Origin of the sequence: Castellaniella sp. MT123, assembly GCF_039614765.1 — a bacterium.
GTDB lineage: Bacteria > Pseudomonadota > Gammaproteobacteria > Burkholderiales > Burkholderiaceae_B > Castellaniella.
The window spans coordinates 3,266,135-3,285,679 of the sequence record NZ_CP154879.1 but is presented as its reverse complement, the minus strand read 5'-3'; the positions used below and the strand labels follow the sequence as shown (position 1 = coordinate 3,285,679).

At 65.8% G+C, this 19,545-nt stretch carries 18 protein-coding genes and 1 other RNA gene; 4 read left to right on the top strand and 15 right to left on the bottom strand.

What is annotated here, in order from left to right:
• Nucleotides 1–306 precede the first annotated feature (306 nt).
• Nucleotides 307–1,260: a transaldolase gene (gene tal / locus ABCV34_RS15500; protein WP_345797118.1), complete on the top strand. Its 954-nt coding sequence runs from the start codon at nucleotides 307–309 to the stop codon at nucleotides 1,258–1,260.
• Between the two features lie 42 nt (nucleotides 1,261–1,302).
• Here tal and ABCV34_RS15495 read toward each other — a convergent pair whose 3' ends face one another.
• From ABCV34_RS15495 to tkt, 10 genes are all read right to left on the bottom strand, one after another.
• On the bottom strand, nucleotides 1,303–2,091 hold the full coding sequence (locus ABCV34_RS15495; protein WP_345797117.1) for an ABC transporter permease: 789 nt from the start codon (nucleotides 2,089–2,091) through the stop codon (nucleotides 1,303–1,305).
• A gap of 65 nt (nucleotides 2,092–2,156) precedes the next feature.
• Entirely contained in the window at nucleotides 2,157–2,999 is an 843-nt protein-coding gene (locus ABCV34_RS15490) for an ABC transporter ATP-binding protein (protein ID WP_345797116.1), read from the bottom strand.
• Nucleotides 2,992–4,038, bottom strand: a complete 1,047-nt coding sequence (locus ABCV34_RS15485; protein WP_345797115.1) for an ABC transporter substrate-binding protein — start codon at nucleotides 4,036–4,038, stop codon at nucleotides 2,992–2,994. The genes ABCV34_RS15490 and ABCV34_RS15485 overlap by 8 nt, the downstream gene beginning before the upstream one ends.
• 51 nt (nucleotides 4,039–4,089) lie before the next feature.
• Nucleotides 4,090–4,698 (bottom strand): recombination mediator RecR, encoded by a 609-nt coding sequence (gene recR / locus ABCV34_RS15480; protein WP_345797114.1) that lies wholly within the window; start codon nucleotides 4,696–4,698, stop codon nucleotides 4,090–4,092.
• Nucleotides 4,698–5,024: a YbaB/EbfC family nucleoid-associated protein gene (locus ABCV34_RS15475; RefSeq protein WP_345797113.1), complete on the bottom strand. Its 327-nt coding sequence runs from the start codon at nucleotides 5,022–5,024 to the stop codon at nucleotides 4,698–4,700. Before ABCV34_RS15475 ends, recR begins: the two co-directional genes overlap by 1 nt.
• 48 nt (nucleotides 5,025–5,072) lie before the next feature.
• Complete coding sequence (dnaX, locus tag ABCV34_RS15470; RefSeq protein ID WP_345797112.1) at nucleotides 5,073–7,118, bottom strand: DNA polymerase III subunit gamma/tau; 2,046 nt, start codon at nucleotides 7,116–7,118, stop codon at nucleotides 5,073–5,075.
• Between the two features lie 31 nt (nucleotides 7,119–7,149).
• Nucleotides 7,150–7,247, bottom strand: an RNA gene (gene ffs / locus ABCV34_RS15465) — signal recognition particle sRNA small type.
• A gap of 19 nt (nucleotides 7,248–7,266) precedes the next feature.
• Entirely contained in the window at nucleotides 7,267–8,454 is a 1,188-nt protein-coding gene (locus ABCV34_RS15460) for a phosphoglycerate kinase (protein ID WP_345797111.1), read from the bottom strand.
• A 179-nt stretch (nucleotides 8,455–8,633) separates the two neighbouring features.
• Complete coding sequence (gene gap / locus ABCV34_RS15455; protein WP_345797110.1) at nucleotides 8,634–9,644, bottom strand: type I glyceraldehyde-3-phosphate dehydrogenase; 1,011 nt, start codon at nucleotides 9,642–9,644, stop codon at nucleotides 8,634–8,636.
• Nucleotides 9,645–9,656: 12 nt separating this feature from the next.
• Entirely contained in the window at nucleotides 9,657–11,702 is a 2,046-nt protein-coding gene (tkt, locus tag ABCV34_RS15450; RefSeq protein ID WP_345797109.1) for a transketolase, read from the bottom strand.
• A gap of 138 nt (nucleotides 11,703–11,840) precedes the next feature.
• On the opposite strand from tkt, the gene ABCV34_RS15445 reads away from it, so the two are divergent.
• A complete protein-coding gene (locus tag ABCV34_RS15445) occupies nucleotides 11,841–12,563 on the top strand; it encodes a 16S rRNA (uracil(1498)-N(3))-methyltransferase (RefSeq protein ID WP_345797107.1) in 723 nt (240 codons plus the stop codon).
• Between the two features lie 43 nt (nucleotides 12,564–12,606).
• Here ABCV34_RS15445 and ABCV34_RS15440 read toward each other — a convergent pair whose 3' ends face one another.
• The 4 genes from ABCV34_RS15440 to ABCV34_RS15425 all read right to left on the bottom strand — a co-directional run bounded on the left by ABCV34_RS15440 (nucleotide 12,607) and on the right by ABCV34_RS15425 (nucleotide 17,557).
• Nucleotides 12,607–13,065 carry a barstar family protein gene (locus ABCV34_RS15440; protein WP_345797106.1) on the bottom strand — a complete coding sequence of 153 codons (459 nt, stop codon included), beginning with the start codon at nucleotides 13,063–13,065 and terminating at the stop codon, nucleotides 12,607–12,609.
• Nucleotides 13,062–14,273 carry a patatin-like phospholipase family protein gene (locus ABCV34_RS15435; protein WP_345797105.1) on the bottom strand — a complete coding sequence of 404 codons (1,212 nt, stop codon included), beginning with the start codon at nucleotides 14,271–14,273 and terminating at the stop codon, nucleotides 13,062–13,064. The genes ABCV34_RS15440 and ABCV34_RS15435 overlap by 4 nt, the downstream gene beginning before the upstream one ends.
• A complete protein-coding gene (locus tag ABCV34_RS15430; protein WP_345797104.1) occupies nucleotides 14,248–16,542 on the bottom strand; it encodes an NADP-dependent malic enzyme in 2,295 nt (764 codons plus the stop codon). The genes ABCV34_RS15435 and ABCV34_RS15430 overlap by 26 nt, the downstream gene beginning before the upstream one ends.
• A 112-nt stretch (nucleotides 16,543–16,654) precedes the next feature.
• Nucleotides 16,655–17,557, bottom strand: a complete 903-nt coding sequence (locus ABCV34_RS15425) for a hypothetical protein (protein ID WP_345797103.1) — start codon at nucleotides 17,555–17,557, stop codon at nucleotides 16,655–16,657.
• Between the two features lie 78 nt (nucleotides 17,558–17,635).
• Between ABCV34_RS15425 and ABCV34_RS15420 the strand changes: the two genes are divergently transcribed.
• Entirely contained in the window at nucleotides 17,636–18,829 is a 1,194-nt protein-coding gene (locus ABCV34_RS15420; protein ID WP_345797102.1) for a pyridoxal phosphate-dependent aminotransferase, read from the top strand.
• 7 nt (nucleotides 18,830–18,836) lie between these two features.
• Here ABCV34_RS15420 and ABCV34_RS15415 read toward each other — a convergent pair whose 3' ends face one another.
• Nucleotides 18,837–19,169 (bottom strand): LysR substrate-binding domain-containing protein, encoded by a 333-nt coding sequence (locus ABCV34_RS15415; RefSeq protein WP_345798806.1) that lies wholly within the window; start codon nucleotides 19,167–19,169, stop codon nucleotides 18,837–18,839.
• Between the two features lie 42 nt (nucleotides 19,170–19,211).
• Between ABCV34_RS15415 and ABCV34_RS15410 the strand changes: the two genes are divergently transcribed.
• Complete coding sequence (locus ABCV34_RS15410) at nucleotides 19,212–19,520, top strand: hypothetical protein (protein ID WP_345797101.1); 309 nt, start codon at nucleotides 19,212–19,214, stop codon at nucleotides 19,518–19,520.
• The last annotated feature ends 25 nt before the right edge of the window (nucleotides 19,521–19,545 follow it).

The following is a 19,545-nucleotide window of genomic DNA, read 5'->3' as shown; positions in this document are numbered from 1 at the left end:
ACCCCTCGGGAAAGATTGACGGCAGCAAAATGTAACCCCGGTTGTAAAGTCAATATATAAACCTTCCCATTATACAGACGATCATGGTGTCTTCCGATGACGCCCCGCTCACGCCGGGACCAGGCAGGCCGATGCGATCACCGGTTTCCCGGCATTCCGCACGCCGCGATTGCCATCGCCCGAAACCCGCCTCACCCCACCACCCGCCTATCGCCCAGGGTGCGGGTTCCTATTGAAAAAATGGTCTACATTAGGAGCTTCGCCTGATCGAAGGTTTCTTCTTTTTACAAAGAGGTGTTCGTTTTCATGAGCCATCAACTGGATGCCCTGCGCGCACTGACGACGGTCGTGGCCGACACGGGCGACTTCGAGACCATGCGGGCCTACCAGCCCACCGATGCGACGACCAATCCATCGCTGATCCTGAAGGCCGTGCAGCAGGACGCCTACCGCCCCCTGCTGGACCGCGTGCTGCGCGACCATCCGGCGGCCCCGCTGGCCGAGCAGGCGGACCGTCTGCTGGTGGCGTTCGGCCGGGAGATCCTGGCGATCGTGCCCGGCCGCGTCTCGACCGAGGTCGATGCCCGGCTGTCCTTCGACACGCAGGCCAGCATCGAACGAGCACGCCAGATCATCGCGCTGTACGAGTCGGCAGGCATCGCACGTGAACGGATCCTGATCAAGCTGGCCTCGACGTGGGAAGGCATCCAGGCCGCGCGGGTCCTGCAAGCCGAGGGCATCCGCTGCAATCTGACGCTGCTGTTCTCGCTGACGCAGGCCATCGCCTGCGCCCAGGCCCGGGTGACGCTGGTTTCACCCTTCGTGGGCCGCATCTACGACTGGTACAAGAAGACAGCGGGCGCGGATTGGAACGAAGCCGCCAACGCGGGGCCCAACGACCCCGGGGTACAGTCGGTGGCGCACATCTACCGGTATTTCAAGGCCTACGACATCCCGACGCAGGTGATGGGGGCCAGTTTCCGCAACATCGGCCAGATCCGGGCGCTGGCGGGCTGCGATCTGCTGACGATCAGCCCGGCGCTGCTGGGCGAACTGGCGGCCTGCACCGATCCCCTGCCCGCCAGCCTGACCGTGGCCGACGCGAAGGCGAACGCGCCGGAATGGCTGGCCAGCAACGAGGTCGCGTTTCGCACACAACTGAATCAGGATGCGATGGCGACGGAAAAATTGGCCGAAGGCATCCGGATCTTCACGGCGGATGCGGCAAAGCTGGATGCGATGCTGGGGCAGACCGCCTGAATCCGCGGATGACCGCGACGCGAGGACTCGTTCAAAGGATCCCTAGGTCTTCCCCGATTCCCCCGGCCCGGGCTGCCAGACCAGCAGCCGGCGTTCGCCCAGCGACACGGCGCCGTCCAGCAGCAGGGCAAAGATCGTCAGCACCACGATGCCTGCGAACACCGTGTTCACGTCCAGCGTGCCTTCGGCCTGCAGGATCAGATAGCCGACGCCGGCGGCCGACCCCAGGTATTCACCCACCACGGCGCCCACGAAGGCCAGCCCGACCGAGGTGTGCAGACTGGAAAACACCCAACTCGTGGCCGAGGGGATGTAGACCGATCGCAGCAACTGGCGGCGGGTGGCGCCCAGCATGCGGGCATTGTCCAGCAGGGTCGGGGACACTTCCCGCACGCCCCGGTAGACGTTGAAGAACACGATGAAGAACACCAGGGTGACGGCCAGGGCGACCTTGGACCAGATACCCAGGCCGAACCACATGCCGAAGATCGGTGCCAGGATCACGCGCGGCATGGAATTGGCCGCTGTGACGTAGGGCTCCAGCAGGGCGCTGGCGCTGCGCGACAGACCCAGCCACAGGCCGCAGGCCAGGCCGCCCACCGTGCCGATGATGAACGCCAGTACGGTTTCGGACAGGGTGATCCACAGATGGCGGTAGACGCTGGCGTCGGTGACAAACCAGGCCCAGATGACCTGTGCAACCTCGACGGGCCGCCCAAAGAAAAAGGCGACGTTTTGATTCGTCGAGGCCCAGTGCCAGACCAGCACGATGGCCACGAGCAGGGCCAGTTGCAGCGACCGCAGGACAGGTCGGGACAGTTCGGATTTCATGGTCGGATCGGCTCCGGTTCAAGCGTGCGGCCAGCGGGTCGGCCGGATCGTTCGGTCATGGGGCATCAGGCGCGCTTCTGCCGTTCGTAGCCCTTCAGGACCTCGTCGCGCAGCACGGCCCAGATGCCCTGGTGCAGTTCGATGAACCGGGGATGCATGCGCACCTCGGCCACATCGCGCGGGCGCGGGATGTCGATGACGAATTCCCCGATGGGATGGGTCTCGGGCCCGGCGGACAGAACCACGACGCGGTCGCTCATGGCGATGGCTTCGTCCAGATCGTGGGTGATGAAGAGCACAGCCTTGCGGCGCGCCATCCACAAGTCCAGGACCTCGTTTTCCATCAGTTGGCGCGTCTGGATGTCGAGCGCGGAAAAGGGCTCGTCCATCAGAATGATGTCGGGATCGCGGATCAGGGTCTGGGCCAGCATGGCGCGCTTGCGCATGCCACCCGACATCTGATGCGGGTAGCGGTTCTCGAAGCCGCCCAACCCGACCCGGCGCAGCCAGTCGCGGCCCTGGGCGGTCGCATCGACCGAGGGCACCCCCGCGAATTCCAGCCCCGCCGTGACGTTGCCCAGGGCATTGCGCCAGGGCATCAGGGCCTCGCCCTGAAACATGTAGCCGGCCTTGTGGTTGACGCCCGATAGCGGCGCGCCAAAGACGCTGACCGCGCCCGAGGACGGCCGCAGAAGCCCCGCCGCCATGTTGAGCAAGGTGGACTTGCCGCAGCCCGTGGGCCCGACGACCGAGACGAATTCCCCCGGTGCCACCGTCAGCGTGGCGTCCCGCATGGCGGTATAGGACGCCCCGCCGGACGAGGTGAAGGTGCAGGTGACCCGGTCCAGCAGAAGCGCGGGCGCCTGCCCGGCGGCACCGGGCGAACCACCGGATCGTGAATCAGACATGCGGATACTTCTGGTTGGCCTTGATGGCAAACTGGTTGGTCCAGATGCGGCTGACGTCGATCTTGGTGCGGTCGAAATGCGGTACGTATTCGGCCAGGGCATTGAGGGCCGTCCGCGGGCCGTCTTCCGGCACCATGCCGTCGGGCGACAGGGCCTCGCGGTTGCCCTTCAAGGCCAGCTTGTACAGTTCCGGGTCGCCCAGCAGATAGGACTGCGGCACCAGCTTGGCGATGTCGTCCGGGGTTGCCTGCTGGATCCATTTGTCGGCCCGCACGATCGCATTGGCCAGAGCCTGGGTGGTGTTCGGGTTGGCATCGATGAAGGCCTGGGACGTGTACATACAGCCGGCCGGCATGTCGCCGCCGAAGATCTGCCGGGAATCCTTCAGGGTACGGGTGTCGGCAATGATGCGGACGGCATCGTCCTTGACCAGGGTGCTGATGACCGGATCCAGATTGGCGATGGCATCGATCTGGCCCGACTTCATGGCCGTGATGGCACCGGCACCGGCGCCGACACCGATGTAGGATACGTCGGTCGGTTTGACTCCATGTTGCGCCAGGAAGAAGCTGACCATCATGTTGGTGGACGACCCCGGCGCCGTGACGCCGATTTTCTTGCCCTTCAGGTCCGCCGGCGTCTTGTAATCCGGCAGTGTTTTCTTCGAGACCCCCAGGACGATCATGGGCGCCCTGCCCTGCAGGACGAAGCAACGATAGAACTGGCCTTTCGCCTGCAGATTGATGGTGTGCTCGAAGGCGCCGGACACGACGTCGGCGCTGCCGCCCACGACAGCCTGCAACGCCTTGGACCCGCCGGCAAAGTCGGCGATGGTCGTTTTAAGGCCTTCGTCCTTGAAGTAGCCCTTCAGGTGCGCGATCGACAGCGGCAGGTAATAGATCAGGGATTGCCCGCCGACGGCGATGGTCAGCGAGGACTTTTCCAAGGGCGCCTCCTGGGCGCGCACCACGGCGGGCAAGGTGCCCAGCAGGCCCGCTGCGCCGGCGGTCTTGAGCAATTCGCGACGTGAAATCAGCATGGATTCGTCTCCGTTGTCAGTATGGATTCAAGCGAGCATGATAACGCCGGATCAACCGGACCGACGTTCGGCGAGAGCCCAGGCAATGGTGCCGGCATCGACGTATTCCAGTTCGCTGCCACTGGGCACCCCCCGGGCCAGGCGGGTGACGGTCAGCCCGCGGCTGCGCAGCATGTCGGCCAGATAGTAGGCAGTGGTTTCGCCTTCGGCGGTGAAATTGGTGGCCAGGATGACTTCACGCACCCGGCCGTCCGTCGCGCGCTCCAGCATGCTGGCGAAGCGGACCTGGTCCGGCCCGACGCCTTCCAGGGGCGCGATATGCCCCATCAGGACGTAATACAGGCCGCGATAGCCGTGGCTGGACTCGATCATGTTCTGATCGGCCGGGGTCTCCACGACGCACAGCAGCGACGGGTCCCGTTCGGGATTCAGGCAGGTTTCACAAACGGCGGTCTGCGAAAAGGAATTGCAGCACTCGCAATGGCACAGGCCGCCCACGGCATCGCGCAAGGCATCACCCAGACGCAAGGCGCCATCCGGGTCATGCTGCAGCAGATGGTAGGCCATGCGCCGCGCGGTGCGCACGCCCACGCCGGGCAGGCCGCGCAAGGCGTCGATCAGCGCCCGCAGGGGCTCTGGTTCGGGCAGCCCTGTGGCCATCAGAACGGCAGCTTCATCCCGGCCGGCAGGGACATGCCCGCCGTGACCGCGGACATCTTTTCCTGCGCGGTGGCTTCGGCCTTGCGTTGCGCATCATTGAAGGCGGCCGCGACCAGGTCCTCGATCATGTCGCGATCGTCATCGAACAGCGACGGGTCGATGGTCACGCGCTTGACGTCGTACTTGCAGCTCATGGAGACCTTCACCAGTCCGCCGCCCGCAGCGCCTTCGACGACGATGTCGGCCAGTGCGTCCTGGGCCTTCTTCATGTTTTCCTGCATCTGCTGGGCCTGACGCATCAAGCCGGCAATCTGACCTTTCATCATGGCGATGTCCTGAATATCCGGTTGGGGGGTGATCAATGAAAACAGCGACTATACCGCAGCCGGCCTGACCGAGCCGGGCACGACCCGCGCCGCGAACGTACCCACCAGGGCCTGGACGACATCATCCTGAGCCACCGCGTCTTCCGCGGCCTGCTGGCGACGGCCGCGCTCGGCCTGATCGACGGCATACGCCGTGTCATCACCCGTCGTGCCGTATTCGACTTCCAGACGCAGCACCCGGCCAAAATGTTCCGACAGCACGGTGCGCAGACGATCGTGGGCAACCCCTTCGGTCAGCGTGTGGATGGCCACGCGCAGGCGGATCTGGTGTTCGTTGCCCGCGAGCCATTCGCTGTTGAGCGCGAGTTCCTGAGCAGTCCCGGTGATCGGCAGGGACGCCGCCAGAGCCGGCCACCCGGCGGGCGTCAGATCGGCGGGGTCCGGGGTTTCTCGCGCCCCAGCCGCCGACGAATCCCGCAGGCCCGTCACGGCGCCCGACAAAACCTCGTCATCCATCGTGACCGCATCGGCGGAAGCCGCCGGCTCGAAGTCGTCCGGCAGATCGGGAATGTCGGCCGTCCAGTCTTCGGTGGCGGCCACGGTATCGTCCGGCGGCACAGCAGGACCGGCCACGATAGGTCCGGTGGGAACGTCGGGCACAACCGCCGCGTCAGCAACCACAGGGTCCTGAGCAGACGCCATCGGCGCTGGCGCCGACGCCGCAGGCGCTGACGGCGCCGCGTCTTCCCAGGCGGGAATGCCGTCCCCCGCCCTACTGGATGACGAATCGATAGAGACGGCGACAGCGGATGCGGCCGGGGTGACAGCCACGGGCACCGCCGCAGGTGCGGGCGCCGGAACCGTCGTGGACAGGGTCTCGGAAATCACTGCGGCTTTGGACGCAGCCGCGGGTACAGGCTGCGGGGCCGCCCCGGCGGTCACGGCGTCCGGTCGGGAAGCGGGTGCCGCCTGAGCGGCCGGCGGGGCATCCAGCCGCACCGGCGGCACCCGGTCGGGCGGCAGCAGCGCCAGCATGCGCAGGCACGCCATCACGAAACCGGCGTATTCGTCCGGTGCCAGGGCCAGTTCCTGCCGACTGTGGACGGCAACGGCATAGAACAGTTGCACGTCGTCGGGGGTCAGTGTGCCAGCCAATGCCTGCACTTCACCGGCCCAGGGATCGTCGGCCTGCGCATGCCCCAGGCGTTGCGCGATCGCCACCCGCGACAGCAGGACCGCCAGATCCGCCAGCGCCGCCTGGAAGGACAGGCCTCGCGCGGCGAGATCATCGGCCACGGCCAGAACACCGGGCGCATCCGCGGCGGCCAGGGCCTGCAGCAGAGACACCAGATGATGCTGATCCAGTGTGCCCAGCATTTCGCCCACGGCGGCGGCCGTCAGGTTGCCCGCCGAAAAGGAAATGGCCTGGTCGGTGAGGGACAACGCGTCGCGCATGGACCCCGCGGCCGCCTGAGCGATCAGACGCAGGCCCTGGGTATCGGCCGGAATGGATTCCTGATCGAGCACGTACTTCAGATGATCGACGATGGCGGGCACCGTCATCTGCTTGAGATTGAACTGCAGGCAGCGCGACAGGACTGTGACGGGGATCTTCTGGGGATCGGTGGTCGCCAGGATGAACTTGACGTGTTCGGGTGGCTCTTCCAGGGTCTTCAGCATGGCGTTGAAGGCATGCCCGGTGAGCATGTGGACTTCGTCGATCATGTAGACCTTGTAGCGGCCGGATGACGGCGCATACACCGCCTGTTCCAGCAGCTGAGTCATCTCGTCCACACCGCGATTGGAGGCGGCGTCCAGTTCGATGTAATCGACGTAGCGGCCTGCATCGATTTCGGTGCAGGCCTGGCAATGCCCGCAGGGTGTGGCCGTGACACCCTGGGCGCAGTTCAGCGATTTGGCGAGGATGCGCGACAGGGTGGTCTTGCCGACCCCACGCGTCCCGGTGAACAGCCAGGCGTGGTGCAAGCGCCCTGAAGACAGCGCATGCGTCAATGCCCGGACCACGTGGTCCTGGCCGATCAGGGTGTCGAATGAACGGGGGCGCCATTTGCGCGCCAGAACGAGATAGCTCATGAGTCGGCCGCCGCCCGGAAGAAGCAAAAGGAAAGGCGAGCCTGACTTCGGCACTGGTTCCGCACGGCTGTGGCTGCTTCGTTCCCGACCTGACCAAGTTCACCGCCGAACCATGCGAAGGGGCCCGCCATCCGAATTCTAACAGGGATCAGGCGTTCTTTGCCTGAAGCGCGGCCACGGCCGGCAGCGTCTTGCCTTCCAGGAATTCCAGGAAGGCCCCGCCGCCGGTGGAAATGTAGCCGACCCGATCCGCGATCCCGTATTTGGCAATGGCAGCGAGCGTATCGCCGCCACCCGCGATCGAAAACCCGTCGGAGTCGGCGATCGCCTGCGCGATGACCCGGGTTCCACCCGCGAAGGCATCGAACTCGAACACGCCGACCGGACCGTTCCAGACGATGGTGCCTGCCTGGCGCAGCTGCTGCGCCAATTTTTCCGCCGTCTTGGGGCCGATGTCCAGGATCAGGTCGTCTGGGCCCACGTCGGTGGCGGCCTTGACGGTGGCCGGCGCGTCGGCCGCGAAGGTCGTGGCGACCACGACGTCCACCGGAATAGGAACCTCGACGCCACGCGCCCGCATGGCCCGCATCACGGCTTTTGCCTGATCGACCTGGTCGGGTTCCGCCAGCGACTTGCCGATCGGCAGGCCGGCCGCCAGCATGAAGGTATTGGCAATCCCGCCGCCCACGATCAGCTGATCGACCTTATCGGCCAGTGACTGCAGGATGGACAATTTGGTGGAGACTTTCGAGCCGCCCACGATCGCGACCATCGGCCGGCGCGGCGATTGCAGGGCGCGCCCCAGCGCGTCCAGTTCGGCGGCCAGCAGGGGCCCCGCGCAGGCGACCGGCGCGAAACGCACCATGCCTTCGGTCGTGGCCTCGGCCCGATGCGCCGTGCCGAAGGCATCGTTCACATAGACATCGCACAGGGCCGCCATGCGGCGCGCGAGTTCCGGATCGTTTTTCTTTTCGCCGGGATTGCAGCGACAGTTTTCCAGCAGGACGACTGCACCGGGCTTCAGATCGACGCCATCCACCCAGTCGCGGACCAGGGGTACGGGCCGGCCCAGCAATTCGCTCAGACGATCGGCCACCGGTTGCAGAGTGTCTTCAGGCCCGACCACGCCTTCCTTGGGCCGCCCCAGGTGGGACGTCACCATGACTGTGGCGCCCGCATCCAGTGCCAGCCGGATCGCCGGCACCGAGGCTCGAATCCGGGTGTCCTCGGTGATGCGCCCCTGATCCAGAGGCACATTCAGGTCGGAACGGATGAAAACGCGTTTGCCCGCCAGGGCGCCGGCCTGCGCCAGGCCGGAGAGTGTCTGAATGGTCATCTGTAATACCCTATCGATATGAGGTCCGGCTCACGCCGCGGACTGCGGCATCCTCTGCTGGAACCGCCTTGCCTGGCCGGATGCACACTGGCACCCGGAAAAAGGGCGGGTTGCCCCGCCCTCGTTTCCCGTCCGGCCCTGCCAATGACACGGGCCGGATATGCACCGGAGGATCCGGATTATTTCGCCGCCATCAGCGCCACGGTGGTATCGAGCATGCGGTTCGAGAACCCCCACTCGTTGTCATACCAGGAGCCGACCTTCACCAGCGTGCCGGAGACCTTGGTCAGGGAGGCATCGACGGTGCTGGACACCGGGTTGTGGTTGAAGTCGATGGACACGAGCGGTTCGGTCGTGTAATCCAGGATGCCCTTTAGAGGGCCTTCGGCGGCCGCCTTCAGGATGCCGTTGACCTCGTCCACGGAGGTCTCGCGCGGCGCCACGAAGGACAGATCGACGATGGACACGTTGATCGTCGGCACGCGGATGGCATAGCCGTCGAGCTTGCCGTTGAGTTCCGGCAGCACCAGGCCGACGGCCGACGCGGCGCCGGTCTTGGTCGGGATCATGCTGTGCGTGGCGGACCGCGCGCGGCGCAGGTCGGAGTGGTACACATCGGTCAGGACCTGGTCATTGGTGTAGGCGTGCACCGTGGTCATCAGGCCGTTGACGATGCCCAGCTTCTGGTGCAGGGGATGGACCAGCGGCGCCAGGCAGTTGGTGGTGCACGAAGCGTTGGAGATGACGGTGTCCGACGCCTTCAGGACCTGGTGGTTGACGCCATAGACGATGGTGGCGTCCACGTCCTTGCCGCCCGGCGCGGAAATGATGACTTTTTTCGCGCCGCCCTTCAGGTGGGCCGAGGCTTTTTCCTTCGAGGTGAAAAAGCCCGTGCATTCCAGCACGACATCCACGCCCAGGTCACCCCAGGGCAGCTTGGCGGGATCGCGGTCGGCCAGCACCCGGATCCGGTCGCCATCGACCACCATGTAGTCGCCATCGACCTCGACCGTGCCGGGGAATCGGCCATGGGCCGTGTCATAGCGCGTCAGGTGCGCATTGGTCTTGGGATCGCCCAGGTCGTTGATGGCGACGATCTGGATATCGTGTTTTTTCCCGTCTTCGTAGTGGGCACGCAGGATGTTGCGGCCGATACGGCCGTAACCATTGATGGCGACACGGATGGTCATGAGGGATCTCCTTTACAAAAGCTGCTCGACCGTGGCGGCCACGTGTTCGGCCGTCAGGTTGAAATATTTGAACAGCACACCCGCCGGGGCGGATTCCCCGAAGGTGTCGATGCCCACGACGGCGCCCGTCGTGCCGACATATTTGTACCAGGTGGCCGTGCCACCCGCCTCGACCGCCACGCGCGGCAGATCGGCCGGCAGCACGGCGGCGCGCCAGGCCGCATCCTGGGCATCGAAGACTTGCGTGCAGGGCATCGACACCACCCGGGTGGCCACGCCGCGCGACGCCAGCTGATCCTGTGCCTTGAGGGCGAGTTCGATCTCGGAACCGGTGGCGATGATGACCGCGCAGGCGCCGACCATGTCGCGCAGCACGTAGCCGCCGCGCGCGATGGCGTCGGTGGTGGCCTGATCACGTGCCACGAACGGCAGATTCTGGCGCGACAGCAGCAGGGCCGAGGGGCCGCCGGCATGCACCGCCATGCCCAGGCTGGCCGGGCGCGTCAGCGCGGCCTGCCAGGCCACGGCGGTTTCGGTCGTATCGCAGGGCCGCCAGACGTGCAGATTCGGGATCAGGCGCAGGCTGCCGGCATGCTCGATGGACTGGTGCGTGGGACCGTCCTCGCCCAGGCCGATGGAATCGTGGGTGAAGACGTGCACGACGCGCTGCTTCATGAGCGCCGCCATGCGCAGGGCGTTGCGCGAATAGTCGGAGAAGGTCAGGAACGTGCCGCCGAACGGCAGATAACCGCCATGCAGGGCCATGCCGTTCATGATGGCGGCCATGCCGAATTCGCGCACGCCGTAATTGATGTGTCGGCCCGCCTGCAGGCCGTCGGACGTGTTGCGCACCGGCGTGACGCCCTTCCAGTCGGTGAAGTTCGACCCGGTCAGGTCGGCCGACCCACCCAGCAGTTCCGGCAGGATCTCGGCGAAAGCCGCGATGGCCTGCTGAGATGCCTTGCGCGAGGCGATGGATTCGGCCTTGTCTTGCGTCGACAATACGTACGCCTGGGCACGCTGGACAAAATCGGTCGGCAGTTCGCCCGCCATGCGGCGGCACAGTTCGGCCGCCAGTTCGGGATAGGCTTCCGCGTAATGATCGAAGCGCACCTGCCAGTCGGACTGCTGATGCGCGCCGCGTGCGCGACCGTTCCAGTAGGCATAGACCTCGCGCGGGATCTCGAACGGCGGGTAATTCCAGCCCATGGCCTTGCGCGCGGCGGCGATCTCGTCGGCGCCCAACGGGGATCCGTGGACCTTTTCGGTGCCGGCCTTGGTGGGCGCGCCGCGCCCGATCACGGTGCGGCAGCAGATCAGGGTCGGCCCGCGCCGGGCGGCGGCATGCGTGCGCGCCTGGGTGATGGCCGCATCGATGGCGTTCATGTCATGGCCATTGACCCCGCGCAGTACATTCCAGCCATAGGCCTCGAAGCGCGCCGGGGTGTCGTCGGCGAACCAGTTCTCGACCTCGCCGTCGATGGAAATGCCGTTGTCGTCGTAGAACACGATCAGCCGCGACAGGCCCAGCGTACCCGCCAGCGAGCAGGCCTCGTGGGAGATGCCTTCCATGAGGCAACCGTCGCCGACGAACACATAGGTATCGTGGTCGATGATGTCGTGACCGGGCCGGTTGAATTCCTGTGCCAGCAAGGCCTGTGCCAGCGCCATGCCGACGCCGTTGGCCAGCCCCTGACCCAGCGGGCCGGTGGTGGTCTCGACCCCCGGGGTGACACCGACTTCCGGGTGGCCGGGCGTGCGTGAATGCAACTGGCGGAAATTGCGCAGTTCGTCGATAGGCAGGTCATAGCCGCTGAGATGCAGCAGCGCGTACAGCAACATCGAGCCGTGGCCGTTGGACAGCACGAAACGGTCGCGATCGATCCACGCCGGATCGGACGGGTTGTGGCGCAAATGCCGCGTCCACAGCACATGGGCGATGTCGGCCATGCCCATGGGGGCCCCGGGGTGTCCCGAATTGGCTTGTTGGACGGCATCCATGGCCAGGACGCGGATGGCATTGGCCATGGAAGGATCGGGGGCGGGCAAAGCGCTCATAGGTCTTGGGGGCGAACCGGGCGGCCAATGCCGCAAGCCTCGCCGTATCGAGGATGACAAAGCCCTGAATTTTACCACCCTGCCCGCTCCGGTTTATAGTCCGTGCATCCGTACAGCAGGGCTATTGCCCCGCCCCCCATGCCCGACGCCCGATTTTTCTGCCCGACTCCGCTGCAGGCCAACAGCCGGATCGAACTGCCCGAGGCCCTGGCGCATCACGCGCTACGGGTGTTGCGCCTGCCTGCGGACACGGCCATCACCTTGTTCGATGGCCGCGGCGGCCAGTACTCCGCCGTGCTGCGGATCGCGGGGCGCACAGCCCTGGCCGACCTGGGCACCCGCGAAGACATCGAATGCGAACTGCGTGGCACGCTGGTCCTGGTCCAGGGCATCGCCTCCGGCGACAAAATGGACTGGGTGGTGGAAAAGGCCGTCGAACTGGGCGTGAGCGAGCTGCACCCGGTCGCCGCCGAGCGCAGTGTCCTGCGCCTGAGCGGCCCGCGCCTGGACAAACGCCTGGCGCACTGGCGCGCCATCGTCCAGGCGGCCGCCGAACAATGCGGACGCAACCGCTTGATGCGCATCCACGAACCCGTGCCGTTGGACGCCTGCCTCACGCGGCTGACAGGCCCGACCCTGTTCTGCCACCCGGATGGCGACCACAGCTTCGCCCAGGCCCTGCGGACGATTCAGGACCGGCTCACGCTGTTGGTGGGGCCGGAAGGCGGCTGGTCGCCCGACGAACTGGCGCTGGCCGGGCGCCAGGGGCTAGGCGCGGTGCGTTTCGGATCACGGGTGCTGCGCACCGAGACCGCCGGGCTGGCCATGACGGCGGCGGCGACGGCCTTGCTGGACTGGTGAAGTCAAGTCTGGGCAGCGTTGCGCTGCTACCACATGCTGCGGCTTATCCCTCGCGCCCGGAATACGGCGTGGGATCGACACCGGGTTCGGGCGCCGGATGCGCGCCCGCATGCTGGATGGCATAGGCGAACTGGCGTTCGTTGTTCTGGCCGAATTCCACGACGTCATCGCAGACGCCCTGGATGGCCTTCGCATCCTCGACCAGGGCCGGATCGCCGGAATGCAGATGGCGGAACCACAGAAACAGGCCGACCTTCTGATCGCTGAGCGTATCGCACAAGCAATCGTACAGGGCGTCCAGATTGCCGCCGAAGAATTCCGGGTAATCGATGGCCTTCACGACCGCCCGCAGGACAGCCGAACGGCTGCGAGCGCGATCGCAGTCGACGGCGAACGCCGCCAGCCCCGCCTCAGTCGCGGCCGCCAGGGCATCCTGTTCGGAAACCGCCAGGGCATCCACAACCCCATGGGCGAACATCTCGTTTATCTGGGCCAGACTCATGCGGACCACTCCTTGAAAAAAGCGATGATTTCATCAGCACGGCTCAGGCTGTCCGCCCGGCCCAACGCGATCAGGTCCTTTGTGTAGCCTGTTTCGAACAACAAATATGACACCAGCGCCCCACCTCCGGCCTCGGCCTTCCGAGGGGAAACCCCCAGCACCCGGAACAGAGTGCGCACCGCCCGCGGCAATTCGCCCAGATGTTCCAGAGCTATCTCATCCAGGGAACGGCTGGGCGCGATCATCAGCGTGTGGATGGGTTGCAGTGACTCGCTTTTTAATCCATTTGCGGGGATTCGTGCAAGCAGCTCATTGATGCGCCCCATGCGCTCCATGTCGAGCGACACGCCGTCCAGGAAAATGTTGGACAGGGTATGACCCGCGATCTGTGCCAGATTGGGATATGGCGGGCTCAGGTCGCGCGCGCCGGGATGCGTTTCGTCCTGATAATTGGTCCCGATGACGAACACCCGCCGGGCCCCCAGGTGGATGGCCGGACTGATCGGGGCCAGCTGGCGCATCGAACCGTCGCCACACCAGAGCGTGTGATCGCCCATCAGGATCGCCCGGGCGGGAAACACGAAGGGGATGGCGCTGGAAGCCAGCAGATGGTCCACCCCGATCGTGCAGGCAACCGCACGGCGCAGGGATCGGGTCCAGGGCAGGATCGGACAACGCGCCTGATAGAACGTCAGGTGTTCACCGGTGGTGTAGGCCGTCGCGGTGATGGCCAGCGCCTGCAGATGCCCGCGCCGCAGATTGGTCTGCAGCCGGGTGAAGCTGAGCGTGTGGCCCAGCATCCGGGCCAGAGGTGCATTGTCCAGCAGTGAACGCGGCGCATAGCGCGACCACTGGGGCCGCAGCCAGCCCAGGCCGAACATGCCCAGCCATTGCAGGCCGGTGCTCAGCAGATGGGGTGCGTCCGCATAATAAATGTCGTGCGTGCGCAAGGCCTGCCACAGCTCGCACAAATGGCGGATGGCCTGATGCGGCTGGTGGGCGCGGCAAGCCAGGGCGGCCGCATTGATGGCGCCCGCCGAAGTCCCGCAGATGATGTCGAACGGATTGCGGAAGCTGTGCCGCGTTTCGGGGTCCAGCACCTGCAGAACCCCCGAAAGCACGCCGGCCTGGTAGGCGGCGCGCGCGCCGCCCCCCGTCATGATCAGACCGACGGGCGATCGTTCAGGCGCGTCGCGGCTTGTTGGCATCGACCACCGTCAGGGCAGTCATGTTGACGATCCGGCGCACGGTGGAGCTGGACGTCAGGATGTGCACCGGCGCACTGGCCCCCAGCAGGAACGGCCCCACCGCCACGTTGCCGCCTGCGGCGGTCTTGAGCAGGTTGTAGGCGATGTTGCCGGCATCGACACTGGGGCAGATCAGCAGATTGGCTTCACCGTGCAGCGTGGTGGACGGCAGGATGCGCTGCCGCAAGGCCGGGTCGAGCGCGCAGTCGCCATGCATCTCGCCATCGATTTCCAGACCGGGATCGCGTTCACGCACCAAGGCCAGGGCCGCACGCATTTTCTCGCCCGAGGACGAGCTGCCCGTGCCAAAATTCGAGCGCGACAGCAGGGCGACCTTGGGTTCGATGTTCAGGCGGCGCATTTCCTCGGCGGCCATCAGGGTGATGTCCGCAATCTGCCCGGCATCCGGATTGTCGTTGATGTGCGTATCGGCCAGCGCGAGCGTGCGTTCCTCGAGCAGCACGATGTTCATGGCTGCATAGGTCCGGGCCCCCGGCTGCAGACCCAGGACCTCGTCGATGAACCGCAGATGGTTGCCATAGGTGCCGACCGTGCCGCAGATCATGCCGTCGGCGTCTCCCAGGCGGACCATCATGGCGCCGATCAGGGTCAGGCGGCGGCGCATTTCCACCCGTGCCATTTCCTTCGTGATGCCCCGGCGGCACATCAGTTCCCAGTATGTCGTCCAATACTGGTGGAAGCGTTCATCGTGTTCGGGATTGGTGACCTCGACGTCCTGGCCCAGGCGAATGCGCAGGCCGTATTTTTCGATTCGCGCGGCCAGCACGGCCGGACGGCCGATGAGGATCGGCCTGGCCAGGCGTTCGTCCACCACGATCTGCACCGCCCGCAGGACGCGCTCGTCCTCGCCTTCCGCAAACACGATGCGCGCCTTGCCGCCCTCGCGCACCATGGCACGCGCGGCGGAGAACAGGGGCTTCATGAAGGCGCCGGAATGGTAGACGAACTGTTCCAGCTGGCCTGCGTAGCCTTCCAGATCGGCGATCGGGCGCGTGGCCACGCCGTCTTCCATGGCCGCCCTGGCCACGGCCGGCGAGATCCGCACGATCAGGCGCGGGTCGAAGGGTTTGGGGATGAAATAGTTGGGACCGAAGGACACGTCGTACAAGCCATAGGCCGCCGCGACCACGTCGTTCTGTTCCTCGCGGGCCAGTTTGCAGATGGCCATGACGGCGGCCTTTTCCATGCCGCGCGTGATCGTCGTCGCCCCCACGTCCAGCGCCCCACGGAAAATGTAGGGGAAGCACAGGACGTTGTTGACCTGGTTGGGAAAATCGGAACGGCCGGTGGCGATCACCGCATCTTCGCGTACCGCCAGGGCATCAGCCGGCAGGATTTCCGGATTGGGATTGGCCAGCGCCAGCACCAGCGGGCGCGCCGCCATTTTCTTGACCATATGGGGCTTGAGGACCCCGCCAGCCGACAAGCCCAGAAACACGTCGGCGTCGCCGATGATGTCGTCGAGCGTGCGTGCCTCGGTCTTCTGGGCGAAACGCGCTTTCTTGGGATCCATGAGAACCGTGCGGCCCTCGTAGACGACGCCTTCGATATCGGATACCCAGATGTGTTCGAGCGGCAGACCCATGTCCATCATCAGGTCCAGGCAACCCAGGGCCGCTGCGCCCGCGCCGGACACGACAACTTTAACCCGGGCGATGTCCTTGCCCACGACCTCGAGCCCATTGATGAACGCGGCCGTCACACAGATGGCCGTGCCATGCTGGTCATCGTGGAAGACCGGGATCTTCATGCGTTCACGCAGCTTGCGCTCGATCTCGAAGCACTCGGGCGCCTTGATGTCTTCCAGGTTGATGCCGCCAAAGGTGGGTTCCAGGCCGGCGATGATGTCCACCAGCTTGTCGGGGTCCAGCTCGTTGATCTCGATGTCGAAGACATCCAGACCGGAGAATTTCTTGAACAGCACGGCCTTGCCTTCCATGACGGGCTTGGAAGCCAGAGGGCCGATATTGCCCAGCCCCAGGACGGCGGTACCGTTGGTGATCACGCCCACCAGATTGCCCCGCCCCGTGTAGCGGAAGGCATTGTGCGGGTCAGCCACGATTTCATCGCAGGCGGCGGCCACCCCGGGGGAATAGGCCAGGGCGAGGTCCCGCTGGTTGGACAGCTGTTTCGTCGGGGTGACCGAAATCTTTCCGGGACGGCCATGCTCGTGATATTCGAGCGCCGCCGCACGCAGGGATTCATCCATTGTGGTGCCTTGAATCATGTGTTGTAAGAGGAGATGCCAGCCATTCTAGCCGCTTGTCACCCCCAGGGGTATGCCCCGCGCCGCATGCCGGACATGCGCACAGGCCATGGATTCAGAACGACTGGCCCCGTGCGGGAAACAATCCATCGGGGTCGAACAGCGCACGGACCGCGTCGTCCTGAGCCTGCGATGCGGCGTCCGGGCCCGGACGCTGCCCGTACCGTGATTCGTAGGGACGGTCGGCCGGACTACCCTGACGTTCATCGAAGACCAGCCATTCGACCCAACCCAGCTCGCCCCCATGCCCCAGCAGCAGATGCGCCAGATTGACCGTGCGGCCCTCGGCCGGGCGCAGCGCGTCGAGCCGGTAGCGGGAATCCCACACAGCGCCGTCATCACCCGGGACAGACATGGCCGCGCTGAGCTCGAAGAGCCGGGGAATCATCGACTGCACCCGCATGTTGCCCAGGGGCTTGCGGTTATCAACCCCGAAGGCGCCGAGATTGGCCTGCGTACCGTCGGACAGCAGCACCAACGCATGCACCAGGCCGCTGTCCGCAGTGCGTCCCCGCGCCCAGTCGCAGGAACGGCGATCGGCCAGCCAGGCCGCCACCGTCAGGTGCGGGGGCTGATCCCGGAACTGCGGCAGACCCGCGGCCTCGAGTTCGCCGATGAGACAGCCGGGCTGCACGAACCAGCGCGAGTCCCCGGGGCCCATCCGTTCGTGGCGCGCCATGGCCGTGCCCGGCTCGACCCACAGGACGGGCGAATCGTCCAGCACCTCAGCCGACGGTATGCCGTCGAGCGCCAGGGTGACGCCATGTTCGTGGCACAGGGCACGCGCATGGTAGACGTCCTGCATGTGCGTGGGAATCAGCCGCGCACTGCCCGCGGACGTGGAAAATTCGTAGACTTGCCCCTGGGCCACCCGCCGCAGGCGGGTCAGGAAGGCGTCCCAGGGGGACTGTTCGGCGCGGCGCCCAACCAGAAAGGCGCGGCGCGATGGGGACTGCATCACGGTTTCTCCCAGTGCCAAGACGACAGAGTGCCAGGGCTACAATCAGTGCTTCGAATCACACAGCAGAGCGATGTCATGGTCCGACTGGCCGACAGAACCGAACGCACGGTGCCATTCTACGCCGTGGAAGTCCTGAAACAGGCGCAGGCCCTGGCGGCCCAGGGCCGTGACATCATCAGCCTGGGCATCGGCGAACCCGACTTCACCGCCCCCGCCCGGGTCCTGGAGACCCTGAACCGTGCCGCCGACGCGGGCCTGAGCGGCTACACGGCCCCAGCCGGCATCCCCGCTCTGCGCGAGGCCATCGCCCATTACTACGACACGCACTTCGGTGCACACGTGGACCCTTCCCGGATCCTCGTCACCTCGGGCGCCTCGGGGGCGCTGATGCTGGCCGCCCTGGCGCTGATCAATCCGGGCGACGAAATCCTGATGCCCGATCCGTCCTATCCGGCCAACCAGAATTTCATCACGGCGGCCGGGGGCATCACACAGCTGGTGCCCACCACGGCGGAACACCGATTCCAGTTGCGGCCCGAAGACATCGAAACCCACTGGGGCCCTGCCACCCGGGGCGTACTCATCGCATCCCCCAGCAATCCGACTGGCACGTCCATGCCGCGCGAGGCACTGCGCGCGCTGATCGCGGCCGTCCGCGCACGCGGCGGCTTCGTCATCATGGACGAGATCTACCTGGGCCTGTATTACGACGAACCCCCGCAAAGCGCCCTGACGCTGGACGACGATCTGGTGGTCATCAACAGCTTCTCGAAATACTTTCACATGACGGGCTGGCGCCTGGGCTGGCTGATGGCCCCGGCCACGCTGATGCCCGCGATCGAGCGGATGGCCGCCAGCCTGGCGATCTGCGCCTCGGCCCTGGCCCAGCATGCGGCGCTCAGCTGCTTCGAGCCGGAAGTCATGCAGATCTACGAACGCCGCCGCCTGTCCTTCAAGGAACGGCGCGATTACCTGCTGCCGGAATTCGCCCGCCTGGGCGTGCGCGTCCCGGCGGCCCCCGACGGGGCTTTCTACATTTTCGCGGACGTTCGCTCATTCGGGCTGGACAGCACCGAATTCTGCCGGCGCCTGCTTCAGGACGCTGGCGTGGCCGCCGTTCCGGGACTGGATTTCGGCCAGGCCCACGCGGCCCATACTGTGCGATTTTCCTATGCGACGGGCCTGGACCGCCTGCACGAGGCCGTGGGCCGCATGGAGACCTTCCTGGGCCGGCTCTGCCCGGCAGCCACCCAGGACCTGGTGTGCTAAATAAAAGCTAAGGCTGACCAGCGCACGCTTTTTCCGCGCTGCCGTCGCACAGTATCCGCAGCAGTGCCTCCACCGCGCCACTGATTTTTTCGCGGCGGTGGATCAGTACCGTGGTCACGCGCGCCAGTGCGGGTGGCAGCGGATGGATCGATACTGTTTCGCCGACGTTGAGCTTTTCGAGCAGGCTTTGCGGCACCAGCGCGATGCCCATGCCGGAAGCCACGCAGCCGATGATCGCGTGGTAGGAAGCCAGTTCGATAATCCGTTCGGCCACCACTTGGTCGGCACTCAGCCAACTCTCCAAGCGTCGACGGTACGCGCAGTCGGATTCAAAGGTCAGCAGCGTGCGCGTACGCAGATCCTGTGCCGAACTGATCGGCGGGTGGCCAACTTTGGCGCGTTGGCGCGGCTTGCTGGTGATCGCAGCCGGCGTGCTGTGTGCTGCGGTGCCCTACCTGAATGGGGGCTGGTCAAACGCTGGCACTACAGTCCCTGGACCCTGACGCGGTTCGTCACGCTCGGTTCGGCGTTGGTCTACCTGCCGGTCTACTTGCTGTTCCTGCCCAAACAACTGGCCGACGAGCCGCCAACCGCCTGGCTGATCGGCGGGCTGATCTGCGTGTCGCTGGGCGCGTGGATCGCTTCCCGCCCCAGCCGCGCGCCGTTGATGACCGTGCCGACGGCACCGTAGCGACGCCGGATCCCGGCGCTCCCGC

Bases quoted from the DNA above. Each gene is read 5' to 3' on its own strand.
- ABCV34_RS15435 (WP_345797105.1), bottom strand. From the start codon at position 14,273: ATGCCAACAAGCCGCGACGCGCCTGAACGATCGCCCGTCGGTCTGATC.
- tal (WP_345797118.1), top strand. From the start codon at position 307: ATGAGCCATCAACTGGATGCCCTGCGCGCACTGACGACGGTCGTGGCC.
- ABCV34_RS15485 (WP_345797115.1), bottom strand. From the start codon at position 4,038: ATGCTGATTTCACGTCGCGAATTGCTCAAGACCGCCGGCGCAGCGGGC.
- dnaX (WP_345797112.1), bottom strand. From the start codon at position 7,118: ATGAGCTATCTCGTTCTGGCGCGCAAATGGCGCCCCCGTTCATTCGAC.
- ABCV34_RS15430 (WP_345797104.1), bottom strand. From the start codon at position 16,542: ATGGATGAATCCCTGCGTGCGGCGGCGCTCGAATATCACGAGCATGGC.
- ABCV34_RS15475 (WP_345797113.1), bottom strand. From the start codon at position 5,024: ATGATGAAAGGTCAGATTGCCGGCTTGATGCGTCAGGCCCAGCAGATG.
- ABCV34_RS15495 (WP_345797117.1), bottom strand. From the start codon at position 2,091: ATGAAATCCGAACTGTCCCGACCTGTCCTGCGGTCGCTGCAACTGGCC.
- recR (WP_345797114.1), bottom strand. From the start codon at position 4,698: ATGGCCACAGGGCTGCCCGAACCAGAGCCCCTGCGGGCGCTGATCGAC.
- ABCV34_RS15445 (WP_345797107.1), top strand. From the start codon at position 11,841: ATGCCCGACGCCCGATTTTTCTGCCCGACTCCGCTGCAGGCCAACAGC.
- ABCV34_RS15425 (WP_345797103.1), bottom strand. From the start codon at position 17,557: ATGCAGTCCCCATCGCGCCGCGCCTTTCTGGTTGGGCGCCGCGCCGAA.
- tkt (WP_345797109.1), bottom strand. From the start codon at position 11,702: ATGAGCGCTTTGCCCGCCCCCGATCCTTCCATGGCCAATGCCATCCGC.
- ABCV34_RS15440 (WP_345797106.1), bottom strand. From the start codon at position 13,065: ATGAGTCTGGCCCAGATAAACGAGATGTTCGCCCATGGGGTTGTGGAT.
- gap (WP_345797110.1), bottom strand. From the start codon at position 9,644: ATGACCATCCGTGTCGCCATCAATGGTTACGGCCGTATCGGCCGCAAC.
- ABCV34_RS15420 (WP_345797102.1), top strand. From the start codon at position 17,636: ATGGTCCGACTGGCCGACAGAACCGAACGCACGGTGCCATTCTACGCC.
- ABCV34_RS15490 (WP_345797116.1), bottom strand. From the start codon at position 2,999: ATGTCTGATTCACGATCCGGTGGTTCGCCCGGTGCCGCCGGGCAGGCG.
- ABCV34_RS15460 (WP_345797111.1), bottom strand. From the start codon at position 8,454: ATGACCATTCAGACACTCTCCGGCCTGGCGCAGGCCGGCGCCCTGGCG.